Here is an 18,973-nt window from a genome sequence, read left to right on the forward strand (position 1 = left end):
GGAGCGCTGGGGGGCGACGACCGCGGGAATGGCGTCAGCGGCGGAACGACGCGAGCGACGGCGGCGCGGCCGGGGCTGGGGGCGGGGACCCGCACCGGGTCGGGGGCCAGGGGGGCTCAGCATGGGAGCGCCTCCACCGGACTGGTGGGATAGAGGGGCAGCACCGGTTGCCAGGGGGCGGCTCGTCCCTCGGCGGCGTTCGCCCCGCTGAAGCCGAGCAGCTGGATCACGTCCTCCGGCAGCTGCACCAGGGCCGGACGGATCGGGTGCGGGGCCAGCGCCTCCCGGTCGCGATGCAGCCGCGGCGCCTCCAGCTCGGCGACACCACCGGGCTGGCCAGGGTCGGCGCCGTAGAGCCCCGCCACCACCCCGCGCCGCGGCAGTTCCTGCAGCAGCCAGAAGGGGCCGTCACCGCCGGGCGGCTCTGGTCCGGTGAGCAGGCGGCGGGCCATGAGGCGGAAACTGCTGATCCCATCGAGGGGCAGCGCCAGCTGCTGGGCCAGGGTGCGGGCCAGCACCACCGTCAGGCGGGTGCCGGTGAAGCCACCGGGGCCGGTGGCCACCGCCAGGCGGCCCAGCCGCGGCCAGGCACTGGCCGGCAGCACCGACTCCAGGCAGTCGAACAGCCCATTGGAGAGGGAGCGGCCGAGGGGGAACGTCTCCAGCCGCTCGGGGGCCACCGCCCCGAGGCGCTGCAGCCCCACGCCGAGGCTCTCGCTGGAGCTGTGCAGGGCCAGCAGCCAGGGGCGGCCGTCCGGGTCGGGGGGAACACTCATGTCGGCAGCGGTCCCTCGGGGCGGCAGCGACGCCAGCGGCCCGGGTCGGAGCGGAAATCGGAGCAGGCCCGCACGTCCCACTCCACCCCCACGCTGGTGCCGACGGCATCGAGATCGACCACCTGCACGTGGATGCGCGGCTGGCGGGGGCGGAAGTCGGGCTCGGGATTGAGGTGGGCGACGCCGTGCTGACGCTCGACCGCGTGGTAGGCCTGACACCGCTCGACCCAGTGGCAATCCACGCAGATGCACATGCCGCCGCGGCCCAGCAGGGCGCCCATTGTGGCGTGCGAGCCGGGACGTCAAGTCCCTGAACTGTGGCGGGCCCTGGCGCCGGAGACCTGGCCGGTGGCCCCCCACCAGCTGCCGGCGGGCACGGCGCTGGTGGGCGGAGCGGTCCGGGATGGCCTGCTGGGCCGTCTGACCGCCCGGCCGGATCTGGACCTGGTGGTGCCCGTGGACGCCATCGACCTGGCCCGGAGCCTGGGGCGGAAGCTGGGGGGCAGCTGCGTGGTGCTCGACCCGGAGCGATCGATCGCCCGGGTGGTGCTGCAGGGCTGGACGATCGACCTGGCCCGCTGCGCCGGTGGGGATCTGGCCGCCGATCTGACCCGCCGGGACTTCACCGCCAACGCCATCGCCCTGCCCCTGGAAGGGGCGCTGCCGCCGGGCCGCGGATCAGCGGCGGATCTGCGGTTGATCGACCCCTGCGGCGGGCTGCCGGATCTGGCGGCGCGCCGGCTGGTGGCCATCAGCGAAGCCAACCTGCTCGATGACCCCCTGCGGCTGCTGCGGGGGGTGCGGCTGGCCTGCGAACTGGCGTTCCGCATCGCCCCGGCCACCTGGGAGCTGATCGGGCGCCACCGGCAGCGGATCACCACCGTCGCCGGGGAGCGGGTGCTGGCGGAGCTGGAACGGCTGGCGGCCGCCCCCGAGGGGCACCGGGGACTGGGGCGGGCCCTGGAGGCGGGTCTGCTCCAGCCCTGGGGAGCCGCCGACGGGACTGAGGGCCGGCTGGAGCCCCTGGGGCCGCAACGGCCGGACGCCTGCGGCCTGACGCCGACGGAGGCCTGGGCCCTGCCGCTGGCCCGGCTGGCGGCGGTGCTCGACGGCCCGACCCTGGAGCGGCTGCGGGCCAGCCGGCGCCTGCAGCAGCGCTGCCAGCGGCTGCGGGACTGGCACGAGCGGCTCCAGCGCAGCGCTTCGCCCGGGGGCCTGCTGTCCCTGGAGAGCCTGGCCGAGGCGGAGCGGCTGCCGCTGCACCGCCAGCTGGAGGCGGATCTCCCCGCCCTGCTGCTGCAGCTCGATCCCGGGGCGGCACGGGCGGCCATGGACCGTTGGCGGGACCCGGCGGATCGCCTGTTCCATCCGCGCCCGCCCCTGGACGGCCGCCGGCTGCAGCAGCTCCTGGCCATCCCCCCGGGGCCGCGGCTGGGCCAGCTGATCGACCACCTCACGGCGGAACGGGCCTTCGGTCGACTGGGTGGAACCGCAGCGACGGACACAGCGGAATTGACGGACCAGGGTGCAATCGACAAGGCCCTTGCCGCCGCCCGACTCTGGCTGGAGCGGCGGGAACCCGAAGCGAACCCGGACCGGCGGCGTGATTAACTGCTGGATGCAATGGCGCGATCGCACCGCCTGCCAGAGTTTTTTCCTTTCCTGAGCCCCTCCCCATGAGCGTTCGTCTCTATGTCGGCAACCTGCCGCAAACCTTTGATGCCAAAGAGCTGGATGCTCTCTTCTCGAGCGTGGGAGAAGGGGTTCGCTTCAAGGCGGTGAACGACCGGGAGACCGGGACCTGCCGTGGCTTCGGCTTCGCCAACGTCGACGACCTGGCCCAGGCCGAGGCGGTGATCGCCCAGCTCAACGGCAAGGACTTCGGCGGCAGCACCCTGCGCATCGAGATCTCCGAGCAGCGCCGTGAGGTCCGCGGCGGCGCCGGCGCCGACCGCCGTCCCGGCAGCGCCCCGACGGCCGCCCGCAAGAGCGTCAACAAGGTGGTCCATGCCGACGCCGTCGGTGAAGGCGCCCCCGATCCCCGCTGGGCCGGTGAACTGGCCAAGCTGAAGAGCCTGCTGGCCAACCAGAAAGCCGCGGTCTGATCCGGCACCGTCCCCCCGACCCGCTGGCCCGCCGGACGCGGGGGCGGTGTCAGGGGAGGACGGCCATCAAGCCGATCACCCCGACGAAGATCGCCAGAAAGACGAACCCCAGGCGCGTCATCTTGCGCTCATGGTTGTCGATGCCGGCCTCCACATCGGCGCTGATCAGCTCCCGGAAGGCGGAGAGGGCCTGCTGCTTCTCCTCGGGCGGGACCGGCTGGATGCTCATGGAACGGGGCTCGGTGACGGGGACAGGACTCGGTGTCGCCTGGGCGGGACGGGGCTGGGACGGCCGGAGCGCCGGCTCAACCCCGGTGAAAGTACCAGTAGGAACCGATCGCCAGCAGCACCATCAGCACGATCGGAACGGCGATGGCGGCCATGCCGTTGTGGCTGCGCACCACCCGCCCCTCATGGGCCACGACCGCGTCCCGGATGCTGGCCTGCATCTCTTCGCGCAGGCGCGCCAGGTCGGACTCCAGGGTCTCGTTGGTGTAGAGGTCCCGGAGGCGGTCGAAGACGCTGCGTCCCAGCACGAGGCTGCGCTCGGGGTGCTCGAACAGCAGATCCATCAGCTCGTCGCGGTTGAAGACGAGCAGCTCCGTGGGCTTGGCGGCCCTGGCGGTATGGGTGCGGGCACGGCCGTCGATGAGCTCCACCTCACCGAACACGTGGCCGGGGCCATGGTGACCGTCGACACCTTCTCCGGTTTCGGGATACAGGGTGACCAGTTCAATCTCCCCGGTGCGGACGAGGTACACCTCCTGACCACTCTCTCCACTGCGGTAGGCGAACTCACCGGGATCCAGGTGAAGCTTGCGCAACGGTCGCCGTTCAACAGGGGGGCAGTCTAATTGCTTCAGCCGTTTCAACTTGGTTCCCGGCCCCGATGGTGCTAAACAGGGTCGGTCGGCCCATGGAACCCGTGTCGCACCCGGCTCAAGTACGACCCAAGGAATGACCCAGGGACTCGAGAACTTCTGGTATGCGGTGGAGCATGCCCACGGGCTCCGCGACCAACCCGTCTCCGTCACCCTCCTGGGGCGCCGCTACCTCCTCTTCCGTGACGCGGCCGGCCAGGCCCACGCGCTGGCCGACTATTGCGCCCACCGCGGCGCCAGCCTGGCCCGGGGATGGGTGGAGGGCTCCTGCGTGCGCTGCCCATACCACGGCTGGAGCTATGACGTGGACGGCCGCTGCGTCCGGATTCCGGCCGATCCGCCGGGAACGCCCATCCCTGCCCTGGCCCGGATGGCCACCTTCCCCGTCCGGGAGCAGTCCGGCTTCGTCTGGATCTTTCCCGGCGAGGCCGGGCGGGCCTCCGAGGTGCCCATCCCCCCCTTCCCGGAACTGGGTCAGCCGGGCTGGCGGGCGGTGAGCGGGTCCTACACCTGGAACGCCCACTTCAGCCGGGTGGTGGAGTCGGCTCTGGACACCTCCCACGCCCCCTTCGTGCACCGGCCCTTCTTCGGCAACCGGGAGGACGCCAGCGTGGAGAGCCTGGAGATCGTCAGCGAACCGGGCCTGGTGTCCACCCATCACAAACTGAAGCCACCGGCCAGGGTGGGCCTGCTGAAGTACATCGTCAAGAGGAAAAGGAGCCACTCCAGCTCCACCCTCACCGGCTACCTTCCCAACATCAACCGGATCGCCCTGGACTTCAACTGGAAGGGGTATCAGTACATCTATTTCGCCAGCAACATCCCCGTCGACGACCACACCACCCTCACCAAGTGGATCGGCGTGCGCAACTTCCTCCCCTACGGCTGGGCCGACGGCAACTCGATCCGCAACACGGTCGACACCTACGAGGAGGACCGGGCCGTGGTGGAGACCCAGCCCCCGGGCCCGTCCTGGAGCACCCAGGGGGAAGAGCTGCTGCTGGCCTCCGACCAGCTGATCCTGGCCTACCGGCGGGCCCTGGCCCGGGCCTGCCCGGCCACCGCCCCCGTGCCCACGCCCCCCGCCCCCACGCCCTGAGATGCAGCCCCCGTCGCCCTGGCCCGCCGACTGCTGGTACGCCGTCGGGCTCTCCAGCCAGGTGGGCACCCAGCCCCTGGCCCACCGCTTCCAGGGCCGGGAGGTGGTGATGATGCGCGATGGCGGCGGCCGGGTGCTGGCCTTCGATGGCCGCTGCGCCCACCGGGGCTGCTCCCTGGCGGCGGGCTGGGCGAAGGGGGACCGCCTGGTCTGCCCCTACCACGGCTGGCAGTACGACGCCCAGGGCAGCTGCGTGCACATCCCGGCCCTGCGGGCCGAGGAAGCGATCCCGCGCCAGGCGCGGCTGCGCACCTACCCCACCCGGGAGCGGCACGGGTTCGTGTGGCTGTGGCTGGCCGGCCGCCAGGCCAGCCCCGATGGCGATGTGCTCGACATCCCGGAACTGGACGGACTGACCCTGCGGGCCGGCGGTGACATGGCCTACACCTACGCCACCCACTTCACCCGCACGATCGAGAACGGCATCGACCCCACCCACGCCGCCTTCGTGCACGGCAGGAGCATCGGCCGGGTGGACCCGGCCACCGACTTCAGCCTGGAGCACTATCCGGTGCAGGTGGAACCGGGCAGCCTCTACGGGCGCATGCCGATCAAGGTCAAGAAGCTCAACGGCCTCACCCGTCTGCTGCTGAAGGGGGACAGCGCCAATGCCTACAAGGAGTACCGCTTCCTCTACCCCAACGTGGTGGTCTCGATCATCCATTTCGGCGCCGTGACCCTGGCGGCGCTGCAGGCCCACGTGCCCGACAACGACGCGGAAACCACCGTCCGGGTCACCAACGGCCGCAACGTCCTCGCCGCCACCCCCCTGCTGAACCGGCTGTTCGATCGCATCACCCTGGACACGGGCCTGCAGATCTCCAAGGAGGATGCCGCCGTGATCAGTGAACAGGAGCCCAAGCGGGTCACCTTCCGCGGCTCCCACGAGGTGCTGATCGACTCCGACCTGATCCTGGTGGAATACCGGCGGATGATGCGCGAGCGCGCCCGCGTCTGAGGCGCCCTCTTCAGTCGCCGATGTCGACGGGGACAGCCGCCGGCTCCCGGACGCCGCGCAGCAGGGGCGCCCCCAGCAGGCAGACCAGCGCCTGGAGCAGGAAGCAGAGGGTGGGGGAGAGGTCGTAGAGCACCCCCGCCAGCATCGGACCCAGGGCACTGGCCAGGCCCGTGATGGCCAGCAGGCTGCCCAGCATCACGCCCTGCCGGTTCTCCGGGACCAGCCGGGAGACCAGGCTGCGGGCCGTGGGGATCACGCAGGCTGCCCCCACCGACAGCATCACGGCGGCCGTGACGATCACGACGGCGGCGGCGGCGCCGAAGACCCGGGCGAGGGGGATCAGGGCGATGCCGGCGGCGACCGCCACCAGGCCGTAGATGTTGAGCCGGGCCTCCCCATGGCGCCGCACCAGCGGGCCGGTGAGGGCCACCTGCACGTAGGTGACGGTGAGGCCGACGATGACGAAGATGCCGCTCGACTGGGAGGCCGACCAGGAGAACTGATCCTTCAGATAGAGCACCAGCAGGGTGGTGAAGCCGCTGAAGGCGAAGTTGAAGCAGCAGAAGGCCAGCGCCACGCGATTCGCCTTCGGCAGCGCCAGCAGGGCCATCACCGGAGCCAGTCCGTTGATCTGGGACCACTGGAAGCGGGGCCTGTTCTGGAGGGGCAGGGTCTCCTTGAGGTACAGAAACGCCATCAGGAAGTTGTAGGCCGCCAGGGCGGCGGCCACGAACACCGGAATGCGCATGCCGAAGCCCACCAGCGCCCCCCCCAGGGCCGGACCGGCGATGGCCCCGAGGCCGAAGGCGGCGCCGCTGATGCCGAAGTTGCGGGCCCGGTTCGCCGGGGTGGAGATGTCGGAGATGTAGGCCTGGGCCGTGCCGACCGTCGCCGTCGAGACGCCGTTGATCGCCCGGGAGAGAAAGATCAGCCCCAGCGTTCCGGCCAGGCCGAACATGAACAGGGACAGACAGTTGATGGCCACGCACAGGAGGATCACCGGCCTGCGGCCGCAGGCATCACTGAGGGAGCCGATGATCGGTGACGCCAGCACGGAAAAAAGGGTGGCCGTGGAGGCCAGCAACCCCAGGGTGAGTCCGTCGGGAGAGAACTTCTCGAGGATGAAGGGGAGCAGGGGGTAGACGATGTTTTCGCCCAGCTTGTCCAGCAACAGGGTGAGAAACACGATCGCCAGAGGACTGCGCAGCTTGCGAATCACTTGCGGATCATGCGGACGGCAGTGTGGGGCGACCCAACCTTGGCGGCGGCGCCAATCTAGGGGGTGTCGCACTCTCGATCGGGACGGTTCGCCTAAGATCCGCTCAGCATCGGCAGAGCATGTCATTCGCTGGGTCGGTATCTGGGGCCTTATCTGGGTCCGCCTCAGAGACATCCCCGTCCCAGGTGTCTCAACTGGCCTGGAACTGCTGGTACGCCGTCGCCTCTTCGTTCGCCTTCCGGAAAGGCCCGGTGGCCGTCCCCTTTGCGGGCCACGATTTCGTGCTCTTCCCGGATGCGGAAGGCCGGCCCCGGCTGTTCAGCGACCGCTGCCCCCACCGGGGGGCCTCCCTGGCCCTGGGGCGGCTGGAGGAGGAGGGGTGCCTGCGCTGCCCGTTCCATGGCTGGAAGTTCGCCGCCGACGGGACCTGCCTGGAGGCCCCCGCCGAGCCGGCCGGCGCCAGTCCTCCGGCCCGCAGCGACCTGGTGGGGGAGCGGCCGGCGGTCGAATCCCGGGGCTTCATCTGGATGTGGTGGGGCTCCGGCCCGCCCGATCCGGCCCTGCTGCCCGATCTGCCCGTCTTCCCCGACGACGCCTGGGGCCACGTGGAGAGCAGCTTCGAGTGGGAGACCCACTACAGCCGGGTGATCGAGTCCAACCTCGACAATTCCCATGCCTACTGGGTGCACAAGGGCACCTTCGCCAGCCAGGATTCACCCCTGTCGGTTCCCGTCGATCTCCGCAAGGCGGATCGGATGATCGCCGCCACGGTGAGCTTTGAGCTGCCGGTGAAGGGGGTCCTGAAGCTGCTGCGCACCCTCACCGGTCAGAGCGGCCCCCTCTGCGCCACCACCACCTTCAGCTTCTATTACCCCAACCTGAACATCGTCGACACCAGCATCGGCGACCAGCTGCGTTTCATCTTCTTCAACGCCAGCCTGCCCCAGAGCGACACCCACACCCTGGCCCGCTGGGTGAAGTATTCGAAACGCAAGCGCTGGCGGCTGCCCGGCAGTGAGGCCCAGTCGATCGCCATCTCGCGCACCATCTTCGAGGAGGACCACGGGGTGGTGCGCAGCCAGCGCCCGACCCCCGTCCCCCTGGATCTCACCCAGGAGCGGCATGTGGCCTCCGACATCCTTTCGATCGAATACCGCCGCATGCACCGCCGCTGGCTGAGCGCGGAAGCGGCGGCTACCATGGCGCGCCCGGAGCCCCTCGGTTCGTGACGGAAGCGCCGCACGTTGACAGGCTCGAGGGCCTGCGGCGCCTCTGGCGGGAGCGGGCCTGGGGCAGCGGCCGCCAGAAGCTGGTGACGGTGTCGGTGCTGGCCGTGCTGGGGCTGGCGGGCTGGCAGCTGAGCCACCGCCCGGCCCCGCCGCCGCCGCCCCTGGCGCCCCGGGCCGTGACCGCCCTCGGACGGCTCACCCCCCAGGGAGGCGTCGTGTCCCTGTCCACCGCCTCGGGCAACAGCGGCGGCTCGGAGGTGGTCGACAAGTGGCTGGTCTCCGAGGGGGCCACCATCCGCCGCGGCCAGCTGCTGGGCTTCCTCAGCAGCTGGGCCAGCCTGCGCAAGGGGGTCGTCCAGGCCGAAAGCCAGCTGGCCCTCAGCGAGGCCAAGCTGGCCCAGGTCGATGCGGGGGCGCGCCAGGGGGCCCGGGCCAAGGCCGAAGCGGATCTCAAGGCCGAGCAGGTGGTGATTCCCTATCTGAAGATCAGCCAGCAGAAGAGCGTGGAGCTGTTCAAGGCCGGGGCGATCTCCGAGGAGGAACTCGGCAAGGCCGATGCCGCCCTCGCCCAGGGCCAGGCCAACATCCAGGCCCTCAAGGGCACCCTCTACGACAACCTCACCGTCCGCCCGGTCGACCGGGAGGTGGCCGTCGCCGACGTGGCGGTGGCCAAGGCCAACCTGGCCCAGGCCCGCAGCCAGCTGCGCAACGCCGAGATCCGCTCCCCCCTCGACGGCAAGCTGCTGCGGATCTACAGCTGGCCGGGCATGAAGGAAACCGACCAGGGGCTCGCCCAGATCGGCCAGGTCGGGGCCATGCAGGTGTGGGCCCAGGTGTTCCAGAGCGACATTCCCCAGGTGCGCCCCGACCAGACGGTGGAGATCTGGCCGGAGAGCGGCGGCTTCAGCGGCAGGCTGCAGGGCCGGGTCCAGGAGATCACCGGGGAGGTCTCCGACCGGGACCTGTTCAGCGTCAATTCCAACAACAACGTCAATGCCCGGGTGGTGCTGGTGAAGATCGCCCTGACTCCCGCCGACTCCGCCCGCCTCGCCAGGCTCAGCGGGCTGAACGTGAACGTCCGCTTCCTGCCGTGATCGGCCGCTCCCTGAGGCGCAGCCTGGGCGATCTGCCGGTGGCCTGGCTGCAGCTGAAACGCCAGCCGATCCGCTACCTGGTGGCCGTCACCGGCATCGGCTTCGCCGCCCTGCTGATGTTCATGCAGCTGGGCTTCCAGTCAGGCCTGCTGACCAGCGCCACCACCTTCTACCAGGCCCTGATCACGGATCTGGTGGTGATCAGCCCCGGCACCCGCGACAGCGGCGCCTTCCAGCAGTTCCCCCAGTCCCAGCTCTATCAGTCGCTGGGCGTGCCGGGGGTGAGCGATGTCATCCCGGTCTATGTGGCCAATGTGAACGCCCAGCAGATGGGCGGGATCAAGCCCACCAGCCTGCGCCTGATCGGCTTCGATCCCGACCAGCAGATTCTCGATCTGGCGCCGGTGCGCGAGCAGATCGACCGCATCCGCACCCCGGGCTATGTGCTGTTCGACGCGGCCGGCAACAGCAACACCGGCCCGGTGGCGGCGGCGGTCAAGGCCCAGGGAAGCCAGACGATGATCCTCTCCGACTACTCCAAGACCTTCCGGGTGGTGGGCCTGTTCCGCCTCGGCTCCACCTTCGCCGCCGACAGCAACCTGATCAGCAGCGACACCACGGCCCTGCAGCTCGCCTACAAGCAGATCAACGAGGGCGAGATCTCCATGGGCCTGATCCGCGTCAGCGATCCGGCCGCCATCGCCCCCGTCCAGCGTCACCTGCGGGCCCTCTACGGCAGCCAGCTGCAGGTGTTCACCAAGCCCGAACTGATCGCCAACGAGCAGAACTACTGGAACACCAGTTCCTCCTTCGGCATCATCTTCGGGTTCGGCACGATCATGGGTCTGCTGGTGGGCGGGGTGATCGTCTATCAGGTGCTGTACACCGATGTCAGCGACCACCTGCACGAGTACGCCACCCTCAAGGCCCTGGGCTTCCGCAACCGATTCCTGCTGCTGCTGGTGCTGCAGGAGGCCTCGATCCTGGCGATCTCCTCGTTTGTTCCCGCCCTGGTGGCGAGCGCCGCCCTCTATGCGTTCCTCACCGCCGTGTCCGGCATCCAGATCGTGATGACCACCGGCAAGACCGTGCTGGTGTTCAGCCTCACCATCGGCGTCTGCGCCGTGGCGGCCGCCATCGCCCTCAACAAGCTGCGGGATGCGGATCCGGCCAGCGTCTTCTGATCCCGATGCTGCCTGTCGTCGCCGAGAATCTGCGCCACGCCTACGGGGAAGGCCCGCTGCGCAGCGAGATCCTGCACGGGATCAGCTTCACGGTGAACCCCGGCGAGATCACCCTGCTGGTGGGACCCTCGGGCAGCGGCAAAAGCACCCTGCTCACCCTGGTGGGGGCCCTGCGATCCGTCCAGGAGGGCTCCCTGCGGGTGCTGGGCAGCGAGGTGCGGCGCTCCAGCGAGCGGAGGCGGGTGGAGATCCGCCGCCGCATCGGCTTCATTTTCCAGAGCCACAATCTGGTGGCCTCCCTCACCAGCCTGCAGAACGTGGCGCTCGTGCTGCAGCTGAGCGAGCCGGACCCCGAGCGGCGCCGGCACCGGGCCACCGCCCTGCTTGAGGCGGTGGGCCTGGGGCACCGGCTGCACCACTTCCCCTCCGAGCTCTCCGGCGGCCAGCGGCAGCGGGTGGCCATCGCCCGGGCCCTCGCCCCCGAGCCCGATCTGGTGCTGGCGGACGAGCCCACCGCCTCCCTCGACAGCACCTCCGGGCAGGAGGTGGTGGCCCTGCTGGGCGACCTCTGCCGCAAACGGGGCAGTTCCGTGCTGCTGGTGACCCACGACCTGCGCCTGCTCGATGACGCCGATCGCATCTGGGCCATTGAAGATGGCAGGGTCGAACCCTGGAAGGGGTCCCATTGAGTCCCCCATCGTCAGGCCCCATGCCCGTGACACCCCTGGCCGAAGGCGGCACGGTTTTCCCAACGAACTGGCTGGGCACCTGGTCGTGGCAGGGGCAGACGATCAGCTACGTGACCCATGCATCGGCGGCCCCGGAGGCGAGCGGGGTGCTGCCCGCGCTGCTGATCCACGGCTTCGGTGCCTGCAAGGAGCACTGGCGCCACAATCTGCCGGCGCTGGCCGGCGGGCGCCCGGTGTACGCCATCGACCTGGTGGGTTTCGGGGCCAGCAGCAAACCCCCATCCCGCCTTGAGGACGAGCCCGAGGACGGGCTGGCGCTGCGCTACGGCATCGATCTGTGGGCCGACCAGGTGGCCGCCTTCGTGCGGGAGGTGATCGGCACGCCGGTCCAGCTGGTGGGCAATTCGATCGGGGGCGTCGTGGCCCTGGCCGCCGCCGCCAGACTCGGCGACGACGCCCGCCAGGTGATCCTGATCGACTGCGCCCAGCGCAGCCTCGACGACCGCCGCCTGAGCGAGCAGCCACCGCTGCGCCGGATCGGCCGGCCCCTGCTCAAGCGCCTGGTGCGCCAGCGCTGGCTCACGGGCCGCCTGTTCCGCTGGGTGGCCAACCCCGGTGTGATCCGCCGGGTGCTGGGCGCCGCCTACCCATCCGGCGCTGGCATCGACGACCAGCTGGTGCAGCTGCTGCTGACCCCGGCCCGCAGCCCCGGCGCCGAGGAGAGCTTCCGGGGGTTCATCAACCTCTTCCGCGACCGGCTCGCCCCGGACCTGCTGGCGGAACTGCCCGGCCCGGTCCGGCTGCTCTGGGGGGAGCAGGATCCGTGGGAGCCGGTGGCCGAGGCCCGGCGCTGGGCGAAGGCCTTCGCCGCCGTCCGCGACCTGCGCATCCTGAGCGGCCTCGGCCACTGCCCCCACGACGAAGATCCCTCCCTGGTGAACCCGGTGCTGGAGGAATGGCTGGCCCTGGCGGATCAGACCTGAGGCGGCGCCGACGGTGTGGTGGCGCCCAGCCGGGTGCGCCAGCGCTGACGGTCGGGATCCCAGGCCAGCCAGCCCCACTGCTGCAGAAGGGCCCGCAGGTCGGCGGGAGCCTGGCCGGGGGTGGCCGCCGCCGCACAGCCGGCGTCGAGCTCGGCCTCCGTCAGACCGGCCCGCAGGCCCGTGGTCAGCAATCGGCGCAGCGCGGCGGGCTCAAGGGCCACCAGCCGGGCCATGGTCAGGGGGCCCTCCGGCGGGGCCGGGGGCAGCGGGCCGTCACCGGCGGCGCCGGCGTCGGTGTCCTTGTCGTTGGCGGGCTCAGAGGAGCGCATCGGCAAGGTCGGCAGCGAGCTGGGTCACGCCGGTGCTCCAGGGGTGGGAGGGGACATCCACCAGGGCCAGGCTGCCACTGGCGATGGTGAGCAGGTCATCACTGAGGGGCAGGATCGCTCCGACCGGAATGCCGTAGCTCTGGGCCACCCGGGCGCGCACCTGTTCGGCATCGAAATGGGCCGGCAGCTTGTTCACCACGAGGCGGGCTTCCGGCACCATCAGTCTCTGGGCCACCTCGATCGCCACGGCCGTGCCGAGGTAGTCCTGCTGATCGGGGCGCATCACCATCACCAGGCAATCGGAGATGGCGGTGGACAGCAGGGTCTCCTCGTTGATCCCGGGGTGGGTGTCCACGATCAGCAGATCCAGCCGCTGGCTCTGGCCCAGGCTGAACAGGGCATCGTTGAGCCGCTCGACTTCATAGCCTTCCCGCAGCAGCCGGGCGATCCGATCGCCCTCCATGGCGGCTGGCACCAGAATGATGCGCCCCTTGCCACCTGCCAGCGAGGCAGGTGTGACGTCATAGGAGCACTTTTCAATTGGAATCGAGCCCTGAAGGTGATCATTGAGCGTATGGGATTGCGGCCCTGCCGTGAACCCGAACAGCACATGGATTCCTGGTGAAGCAAGATCGGTGTCGAAGACGCCGACCCTGAGCCCTCGGGCTGCGAAAGCGGCCGCCAGGTTCGCCGAGAGGTTGGATTTTCCCGTTCCACCGCGAAAGGAATGGACGGAAAGGATCCTGGTCATGAAGCGATCCATCTCACGGACGTGGGAAAATCATAGGCATGGCGTTGCAGGCCCTTTTGACGATTCGCCAACGGCTCGCCGGACAGCCACAAAGAACCGCGGGAGCGAGGAAGGGGCGACCCCTGCGCCTCTCCGTGCGGCTGATGATCCTGGGGATCAGCGGCCCGCTCGTGAGCCTGGCGATCTTCCTGGCGCTCGCCACCATCGGCTCGATCCGCCTGGCCCAGAAGGCCCGGATCGAGATCAGCACCATGTTCGACCACGACAACCTCTCCTCCCTGGCGGTCACCACCTCCATCATCCGGAAGTCGGCCGAGGAGTTCAGCCGGGTCATCCGTGAGGACTCCAAGGACCTGCGCAGGGCCCTGGCGCCGTTGCGGATGGACACCGAAGGCCGCCTGTCCTGGAAGGGCCGGCCCCTGACGCGGGAGCAGGCCCCCGCCCTGCTGAACAATCAACTGCGGCTGCCCCTGGCCCTGCTGCGGGAGCGGGCCGCCGTCTACTACCGCGACCCCAGCGGCACCTGGCGCCGGCTCACGGGCATCACCAGCCAGGGCCTGGCCCTGGAACCCGGCGCACCGGCCATGCCCGCCACGGTGGACGACTTCGAACACCTCTTCAAGGGCGCTCCGGCCGCGGAGATGAGTCGCAGCGCCATGCTGCAGCTGGATGGGGAATGGCGGATGGCCCGGCTGACCGTCCTTTCGGGTCGCCAGCCCGGCGAAGGCCACCTGGCCCTGCTGGTGGACGTCAGCACCCAGGCCGCCTCCAAGCTCCTCGCCGCCGGCTCCAGCCTCTTCCCCGCCGAGACCCACCAGGCGGCCTTCTTCGGCATCACCCCCACCGGAGGGCTGTACTGCAGCTACCAGACCCAGGACACCCAGGCCTGCATCGACCTGGCCCTGGCCCTGCGGCAGAACGGCGGCATTCCCGATCCACGCACCCTGGGCCATAGCGAGCCCTTCGAGCGCAAGGCCATGGTGCGCCCCCCGGGTTCCACCACCCCGGTGCTGCAGCACCTGTACATCGCCGCCTTCCCGGAGTGGAACTGGCTGGCGGTCGTGTCCGTGGAGGAGGAGGCCCTGGCGGATGCCCTCCTGCCGATGCAGGAGGCCAAGGACGAGATGGTCCGCCGCCTGGTGGTCCTCACCCTGATCCTGATCAGCGCCAGTGGCGTCGCCGCCTGGCTGATCGCGCGCGGCATCCGGCGGGAGCTGCGGGAGCTGGCGACCGCCGCCGATGCCATCGCCGACGGCAAGGATCATCAGGCCCTCACCTACCCGGCGGACGACGCCATCGGCCGGCTGGTGCGGGCCTTCAACCGGATGTCGGGGGCCGTGGCCGACCGGGAGAACTCCCTGCGGGACCAGATCCGGCAGATGGAGATCAACATCAACGCCAGCGAGCTGCAGGGTCAGGTCTGCTCGATCCTCAACGACCCGGGCTTCGAGCAGCTCAGTGCCCGGGCCCGGGCCATGCGCCAGAGGCGGCTGGAGCAGATCAGCGCATCTGGGCCATCCGCGTCGGCAGACGCAGGGTCTGCAGGGGATCGCCCACCGCCTGGAGAAGGTCGGGATCGGGCTGAACCGGCAGGCCGCTCGAGCGGCTGAGCTGCACCAGGGTGTCGTTGTAGGTGGCCAGGTTCTGGATGTAGGAGCTCACCGCCTGGCTGATCTCCTGCTGGGCCTGCACCACATCGGTGATCGTGCCGTAGCCGGCGTTGAAGCGCAGGGTCTGGAGGCGCAACGCCCCGTTGGCCGCCTTGACCCGTTCGGCACCGGCCAGCACGATGCTGCGGCCGGAGCGGGCCTGGGCCACCAGGGACTGGACCTCGCTGCGCACCTTCAGGAGGGTGGCGCTGTAGGTCTCGGCGGCGGCCGCCGCCTGACGGCGGGCGGCGGCGGCGTTCATGCGGGCCTGGCCGCCGTCGAAACCCGTGAACGTCAGCTGCAGCAGGGCCGATCCGTTCCATTCGTCGGAGCGGGCATTGGGCACGAACGGGGGGCCCTGGTTGAGATAACCCACCCCCTTCGTCCAGTAGAGGGACGTGATCAGCTGCAGGGTGGGGCGGTAGGTGGCCAGGTAGATCTGGGCCTGGGCCTCGTTCGTCTTGACGGCCAGCAGCTGCTGCTCCAGCACCTTGCGGTAGGCGAGGCTCGCCGTGATCGAGTCGTCGAGGGAATGGCCCCAGGCGCCGAGGGGCGCGAAGGGCGTGGCGGGCGTGAGGGCCTCGGGGCTGGGGGTGGCCAGCAGCTCGGCGAGGTTGGCCCGGGCTGTCTCCACCTGCTGCTCGGCGGCCAGCAGGGCCTGGCGGTCGGCCAGCAGAACGGTCTGCTGCTTGAAGACCTCCAGCCGGGAGGCCACCCCCATCTGAACCCGGGTCTGGGCGAGGCGGTAGAGAAGCTCGTCGTTCTCGACGATCTGTCGGCCGGTCTGGACGGCGGCAAGGGCCCGCTGCAGATCGATGTAGGCCGACTGGGTCTTGAGGCGCTGGTCGCGGCGGGTGATCACATAGGTGTCGGCCGCCTGGCGGACCAGGTACTTGCTCTGCCAGATCGTGGCCGACCGGGTGGGATCGATCAGGTTCCAGGTGGTATCGATCTGACCGATCGCCTGGAAGTAGCTGGCCTCGAACACCCGCTCACTGCTGAGACCGGAGCCCGAGATGGAGAAGCCCGCGGAGGCGCTGAAGGGGTAGTTGTAGAAGGTCTTGGAGGCGTAGGGACCGCCGTTGAGGCTGAGGTTGAGGGTCGGCCACCAGCTGGCGTAGGCGGCGCCGAGGCTGTTCTGGGTCGCCACCAACGACTGATAGGCGGAGCGCACCACGGGATTGCGATCGACCGCCCAGGCCGTCGCCTGCTCCATGGTCAGGGCCCCCAGGAGTTCGGGCGGCAGGGGGGGGAGACGGTCACCGGTGGGCATCGGGCCGGGCCAGCCGGCCCCCAGGCCCTCCACGGCCTTCACCTCGGGCGGACTGACGGTGGCAGGCAGGGACTGGGCCAGGGCCACGCCCGGCAGCGCCAGCCCGGCGCTGATGGCGTTGGCGACGGCGGCGGAGAGGGTGCGGCAGAGGCTGAGGCGGAGGGCCTGGCGGATGGGGCGCCGCTTCATCGCGTCTGGGCGATCACATAGGAGAGGGGGAGATCCAGCAATTTGCCGACCCGGGGCACGAAGGCGCGGTGATTGAAGACGTCATAATCCAACCTCTCGATGACATCAAGGATCCCCCGATACAGCCGCAGCGATGCCCACACCGGCCAGCGGGCATCCGGAGCCAGCCAGCGCACCCCGGCCTCCGAGCGGTTGAACCAGTCCCGGGCCCTCTCCAGCTGGAACCGCATCAGCGCCTGCCAGTTCTCATTGAGCCGTCCGGCCATCAGATCGGCTTCGGAGTAACCGAAGCGGTCGAGATCCTCCTGGGGCAGATAGATGCGACCGCGGCCGCGGTCCTCACCCACATCCCGCAGGATGTTGGTGAGCTGGTTGGCGATGCCCAGGGCAACGGCCGCTTCCGAGGTGTCGGGCCGCTCGCTCCAGGGGGCGGAGGTGTAGGCCGCATCGACCCCCATCACCTCCTGGGTCATCAGACCCACCGTGCCCGCCACCCGGTAGCAGTAGAGCTGGAGATCGGAGAAGCTGGCGTAGCGGTCGCGCAGCACATCCATCCGCTGCCCCTCGATCATGTCGAGGTAGGCCTGCAGGGGCTGGGGGAAGCGCTCGATCGTGTCCAGCATCACCCGGTCGAGACCATCGATGGCATGGCCGGCGAACAGGGCGCGGGTGCGCTCCTCCCAGGCATCGAGTCGCTCCAGCAGCACCTCGGCCGACAGCGTCTGGGCCTGGGCGCTGTCCATCAGTTCGTCGGTGCGGCGGCACCAGACGTAGATCGCCCAGATGGCCCGGCGCTTGGCCGGCGGCAGCAGCATCGTGCCGAGGTAGAAGGTCTTGGCCCACTGCGCCGTCTCCTGTCGGCAGGATTCGTAGGCCTCCTCCAGATCGGAGGCGTGGTCGAGGGGCAGCAGGGCCAGCACACTCACACCGTCGCCAGGCTCTGGGCGGGGGCCGGACCCTGGTCGCTGCCGCAGAGGTGGGCGTCGACGGCGGCGGCACAGAGCTTGCCGCTCAGCACCGCCCCCTCCATCGAGGCCAGGTAGCGCTGCATGGTGAAGCAGCCGGCCAGGAAGAAGTTCGGGATGGGGGAGTCCTGGGAGGGCCGCAGCTGCTGGCAGCCCGGCACCGTCTTGTAGACGGAGAGGGGGGTCTTGACGACCACCGACTTGCGCAGCACGGCCGGGGAGTCACCGGTGAAGTGGATGGGGAACAGACGCTTGAGCTCCTCCATGGTGGCGGCCACGATCTCCGCATCGGGGCGACCGATCCAGTCGGCGGCCGGAGCGAACACCAGCTCGAGCATGGAGCGGTCGGGATCCGCATACTCCCGGCAGGTGTTGCTCATGTCGGCATAGACGCTGAGCAGGTCGGAGCGGCTGAACAGCAGGTGGTCGATGTCCGTGAGCTTGCGATCGAACCAGAGATGGATGTTGATCACCGGCACCCCCCGCAGGCCCTCGAGCTTGCGGAAGTAGGGCAGCTGCTTCCAGGGCTCCGGCAGCAGCAGCTTGAGCGGATCGACGGGCATGGCGCTCACATAGGCGTCAGCCTGGATCTCCCGCTCGGGCCGCCCCTTGATGCCGCCGATGCGGAAGCCGGTCACGGCGCCGTCCTTGTCGATGCGGATCTCCCGGAGTGGGGACTCCAGGTGGACCTCACCGCCCCGGGCCTCGATGTAATCGACCATCGGCTGGCAGAGCCGCTCCGGCGGATTGCCGTCGAGGAAGGCCATTTTGGAGCCGTCCGTCTCCTGGAGGAAGCGGTTGAGGGCGGTGAGCACCACCGTGCTGGAGATCTCCTCGGGGTTGATGAAGTTGAGCGCCTTGCTCATGGCGAGAAAGACTTCATCGTTGACGCGCTCGGGGATATTGTGAATCCGCAGCCATTCGCTCCAGCTGTACTTGTCGCATTCCTCCACATAGGCCTGGCCGCGCAGCATGGCCGGCACCAGACCGAGGCCGAAGGCGATCTTCTCCGGCCAGGTCAGCATGTCGTTGTTCCCCAGGATCGCGGCCACCCCGTTCAGCGGCGCCGGCAGATCAGGGAAATCGAAGCGGCTGTAGGTGCCGGGCACTTCCTTCTGGTTGAAGATCATCGAGTGGGATTTCCACTGCAGGCGATCCTCGATGTCCAGTTCGGCAAAGAGTTGGCGCATGTTGCGATAGGCGCCGAAGAAGATGTGCAGGCCGGTTTCGTACCAGTCGCCGTCGTCGTCCTGCCAGGCCGCCACCTTGCCGCCCAGCACATCTCTGGCTTCGAGCACGATCGGGGTGTGGCCGGCGTCGCAGAGGTATTTGGCGCAGGACAGGCCGGCCAGACCGGCCCCGGCGATGACAACCCGCATGTCGTACCCGAGATCAGCAGCAACCTTATCGGGCCTCCCCGGGCAGGGGTGACCGGCGCCGGGGGGAGGCGCCGACGGAAACGGCCGCCGACCTACCTAAAGTCAGGGCAGCACTCAACGGGTGCCACCCCCTTCTCCCGATCCCTGCCCCCGAGGCCGAG

Annotated in this window: 20 protein-coding genes; 10 read left to right on the plus strand and 10 right to left on the minus strand. The window is 69.7% G+C overall.

Annotated elements, in window-relative coordinates; genetic code table 11:
• Positions 1–116: 116 nt before the first annotated feature.
• The gene (tsaB, locus tag KBY81_RS08190) at positions 117–776 is read right to left on the minus strand and encodes a tRNA (adenosine(37)-N6)-threonylcarbamoyltransferase complex dimerization subunit type 1 TsaB (protein WP_106219289.1); all 660 of its coding nucleotides are present in this window, start codon (positions 774–776) and stop codon (positions 117–119) included.
• Positions 773–1,030 (minus strand): Ycf34 family protein, encoded by a 258-nt coding sequence (locus KBY81_RS08195; protein WP_106219290.1) that lies wholly within the window; start codon positions 1,028–1,030, stop codon positions 773–775. Before KBY81_RS08195 ends, tsaB begins: the two co-directional genes overlap by 4 nt.
• Positions 1,031–1,124: 94 nt before the next feature.
• Here KBY81_RS08195 and KBY81_RS08200 point away from each other — a divergent pair, with 94 nt between their 5' ends.
• Both KBY81_RS08200 and KBY81_RS08205 read left to right on the plus strand, forming a co-directional pair.
• Positions 1,125–2,387 carry a CCA tRNA nucleotidyltransferase gene (locus tag KBY81_RS08200; RefSeq protein WP_254976215.1) on the plus strand — a complete coding sequence of 421 codons (1,263 nt, stop codon included), beginning with the start codon at positions 1,125–1,127 and terminating at the stop codon, positions 2,385–2,387.
• Positions 2,388–2,452: 65 nt separating this feature from the next.
• Complete coding sequence (locus tag KBY81_RS08205; protein ID WP_254972330.1) at positions 2,453–2,881, plus strand: RNA-binding protein; 429 nt, start codon at positions 2,453–2,455, stop codon at positions 2,879–2,881.
• Between the two features lie 49 nt (positions 2,882–2,930).
• Here the strand turns inward: KBY81_RS08205 and KBY81_RS08210 are convergent, their stop codons facing one another.
• A complete protein-coding gene (locus KBY81_RS08210) occupies positions 2,931–3,110 on the minus strand; it encodes a hypothetical protein (RefSeq protein ID WP_106219293.1) in 180 nt (59 codons plus the stop codon).
• Positions 3,111–3,186: 76 nt separating this feature from the next.
• Positions 3,187–3,705, minus strand: a complete 519-nt coding sequence (locus KBY81_RS08215) for a cyclic nucleotide-binding domain-containing protein (RefSeq protein WP_254976216.1) — start codon at positions 3,703–3,705, stop codon at positions 3,187–3,189.
• 133 nt (positions 3,706–3,838) lie between these two features.
• Here KBY81_RS08215 and KBY81_RS08220 point away from each other — a divergent pair, with 133 nt between their 5' ends.
• Together KBY81_RS08220 and KBY81_RS08225 are read left to right on the plus strand one after the other, a co-directional pair.
• Complete coding sequence (locus tag KBY81_RS08220) at positions 3,839–4,861, plus strand: aromatic ring-hydroxylating dioxygenase subunit alpha (RefSeq protein ID WP_254976217.1); 1,023 nt, start codon at positions 3,839–3,841, stop codon at positions 4,859–4,861.
• A 1-nt stretch (position 4,862) separates the two neighbouring features.
• Positions 4,863–5,879 carry an aromatic ring-hydroxylating dioxygenase subunit alpha gene (locus KBY81_RS08225; protein ID WP_254976218.1) on the plus strand — a complete coding sequence of 339 codons (1,017 nt, stop codon included), beginning with the start codon at positions 4,863–4,865 and terminating at the stop codon, positions 5,877–5,879.
• Between the two features lie 10 nt (positions 5,880–5,889).
• On the opposite strand, the gene KBY81_RS08230 is transcribed toward KBY81_RS08225, so the two are convergent.
• Positions 5,890–7,098: an MFS transporter gene (locus tag KBY81_RS08230; RefSeq protein WP_254972326.1), complete on the minus strand. Its 1,209-nt coding sequence runs from the start codon at positions 7,096–7,098 to the stop codon at positions 5,890–5,892.
• Between the two features lie 185 nt (positions 7,099–7,283).
• Between KBY81_RS08230 and KBY81_RS08235 the strand changes: the two genes are divergently transcribed.
• The 5 genes from KBY81_RS08235 to KBY81_RS08255 are packed head-to-tail and all read left to right on the plus strand — an operon-like array spanning position 7,284 to position 12,277.
• Positions 7,284–8,327 carry an aromatic ring-hydroxylating dioxygenase subunit alpha gene (locus KBY81_RS08235; protein ID WP_181279938.1) on the plus strand — a complete coding sequence of 348 codons (1,044 nt, stop codon included), beginning with the start codon at positions 7,284–7,286 and terminating at the stop codon, positions 8,325–8,327.
• Positions 8,324–9,421, plus strand: coding sequence for an HlyD family efflux transporter periplasmic adaptor subunit (locus KBY81_RS08240; protein ID WP_254976219.1), 1,098 nt, complete (start codon positions 8,324–8,326; stop codon positions 9,419–9,421). The genes KBY81_RS08235 and KBY81_RS08240 overlap by 4 nt, the downstream gene beginning before the upstream one ends.
• Positions 9,418–10,605, plus strand: coding sequence for an ABC transporter permease DevC (devC, locus tag KBY81_RS08245; protein ID WP_106219300.1), 1,188 nt, complete (start codon positions 9,418–9,420; stop codon positions 10,603–10,605). The genes KBY81_RS08240 and devC overlap by 4 nt, the downstream gene beginning before the upstream one ends.
• A 5-nt stretch (positions 10,606–10,610) precedes the next feature.
• Positions 10,611–11,294 carry an ABC transporter ATP-binding protein gene (locus tag KBY81_RS08250; protein ID WP_254972323.1) on the plus strand — a complete coding sequence of 228 codons (684 nt, stop codon included), beginning with the start codon at positions 10,611–10,613 and terminating at the stop codon, positions 11,292–11,294.
• A 20-nt stretch (positions 11,295–11,314) separates the two neighbouring features.
• Complete coding sequence (locus tag KBY81_RS08255) at positions 11,315–12,277, plus strand: alpha/beta fold hydrolase (protein WP_254976220.1); 963 nt, start codon at positions 11,315–11,317, stop codon at positions 12,275–12,277.
• Here the strand turns inward: KBY81_RS08255 and KBY81_RS08260 are convergent.
• Complete coding sequence (locus KBY81_RS08260; protein WP_106219303.1) at positions 12,268–12,606, minus strand: hypothetical protein; 339 nt, start codon at positions 12,604–12,606, stop codon at positions 12,268–12,270. The two genes, KBY81_RS08255 and KBY81_RS08260, sit on opposite strands and share 10 nt — an antisense overlap.
• Entirely contained in the window at positions 12,593–13,369 is a 777-nt protein-coding gene (locus tag KBY81_RS08265; RefSeq protein WP_181279939.1) for a MinD/ParA family protein, read from the minus strand. The genes KBY81_RS08260 and KBY81_RS08265 overlap by 14 nt, the downstream gene beginning before the upstream one ends.
• Positions 13,370–13,500: 131 nt before the next feature.
• Between KBY81_RS08265 and KBY81_RS08270 the strand changes: the two genes are divergently transcribed.
• A complete protein-coding gene (locus KBY81_RS08270) occupies positions 13,501–14,967 on the plus strand; it encodes a HAMP domain-containing protein (protein ID WP_106219304.1) in 1,467 nt (488 codons plus the stop codon).
• Here the strand turns inward: KBY81_RS08270 and KBY81_RS08275 are convergent.
• Genes KBY81_RS08275 through pds form a run of 3 tightly spaced genes read right to left on the minus strand, consistent with a single transcriptional unit; the run spans position 14,858 to position 18,812 of the window.
• The gene (locus KBY81_RS08275) at positions 14,858–16,468 is read right to left on the minus strand and encodes a TolC family protein (RefSeq protein WP_254976221.1); all 1,611 of its coding nucleotides are present in this window, start codon (positions 16,466–16,468) and stop codon (positions 14,858–14,860) included. The genes KBY81_RS08270 and KBY81_RS08275 overlap by 110 nt on opposite strands.
• Positions 16,465–17,394 (minus strand): phytoene synthase, encoded by a 930-nt coding sequence (locus KBY81_RS08280; protein WP_286160906.1) that lies wholly within the window; start codon positions 17,392–17,394, stop codon positions 16,465–16,467. Before KBY81_RS08280 ends, KBY81_RS08275 begins: the two co-directional genes overlap by 4 nt.
• Complete coding sequence (pds, locus tag KBY81_RS08285; RefSeq protein ID WP_254972319.1) at positions 17,391–18,812, minus strand: 15-cis-phytoene desaturase; 1,422 nt, start codon at positions 18,810–18,812, stop codon at positions 17,391–17,393. Before pds ends, KBY81_RS08280 begins: the two co-directional genes overlap by 4 nt.
• Positions 18,813–18,973: the final 161 nt, after the last annotated feature.

This window comes from Cyanobium sp. Lug-B, assembly GCF_024345635.1.
GTDB classification, from domain to species: Bacteria; Cyanobacteriota; Cyanobacteriia; order PCC-6307; family Cyanobiaceae; genus Cyanobium; species Cyanobium minutissimum.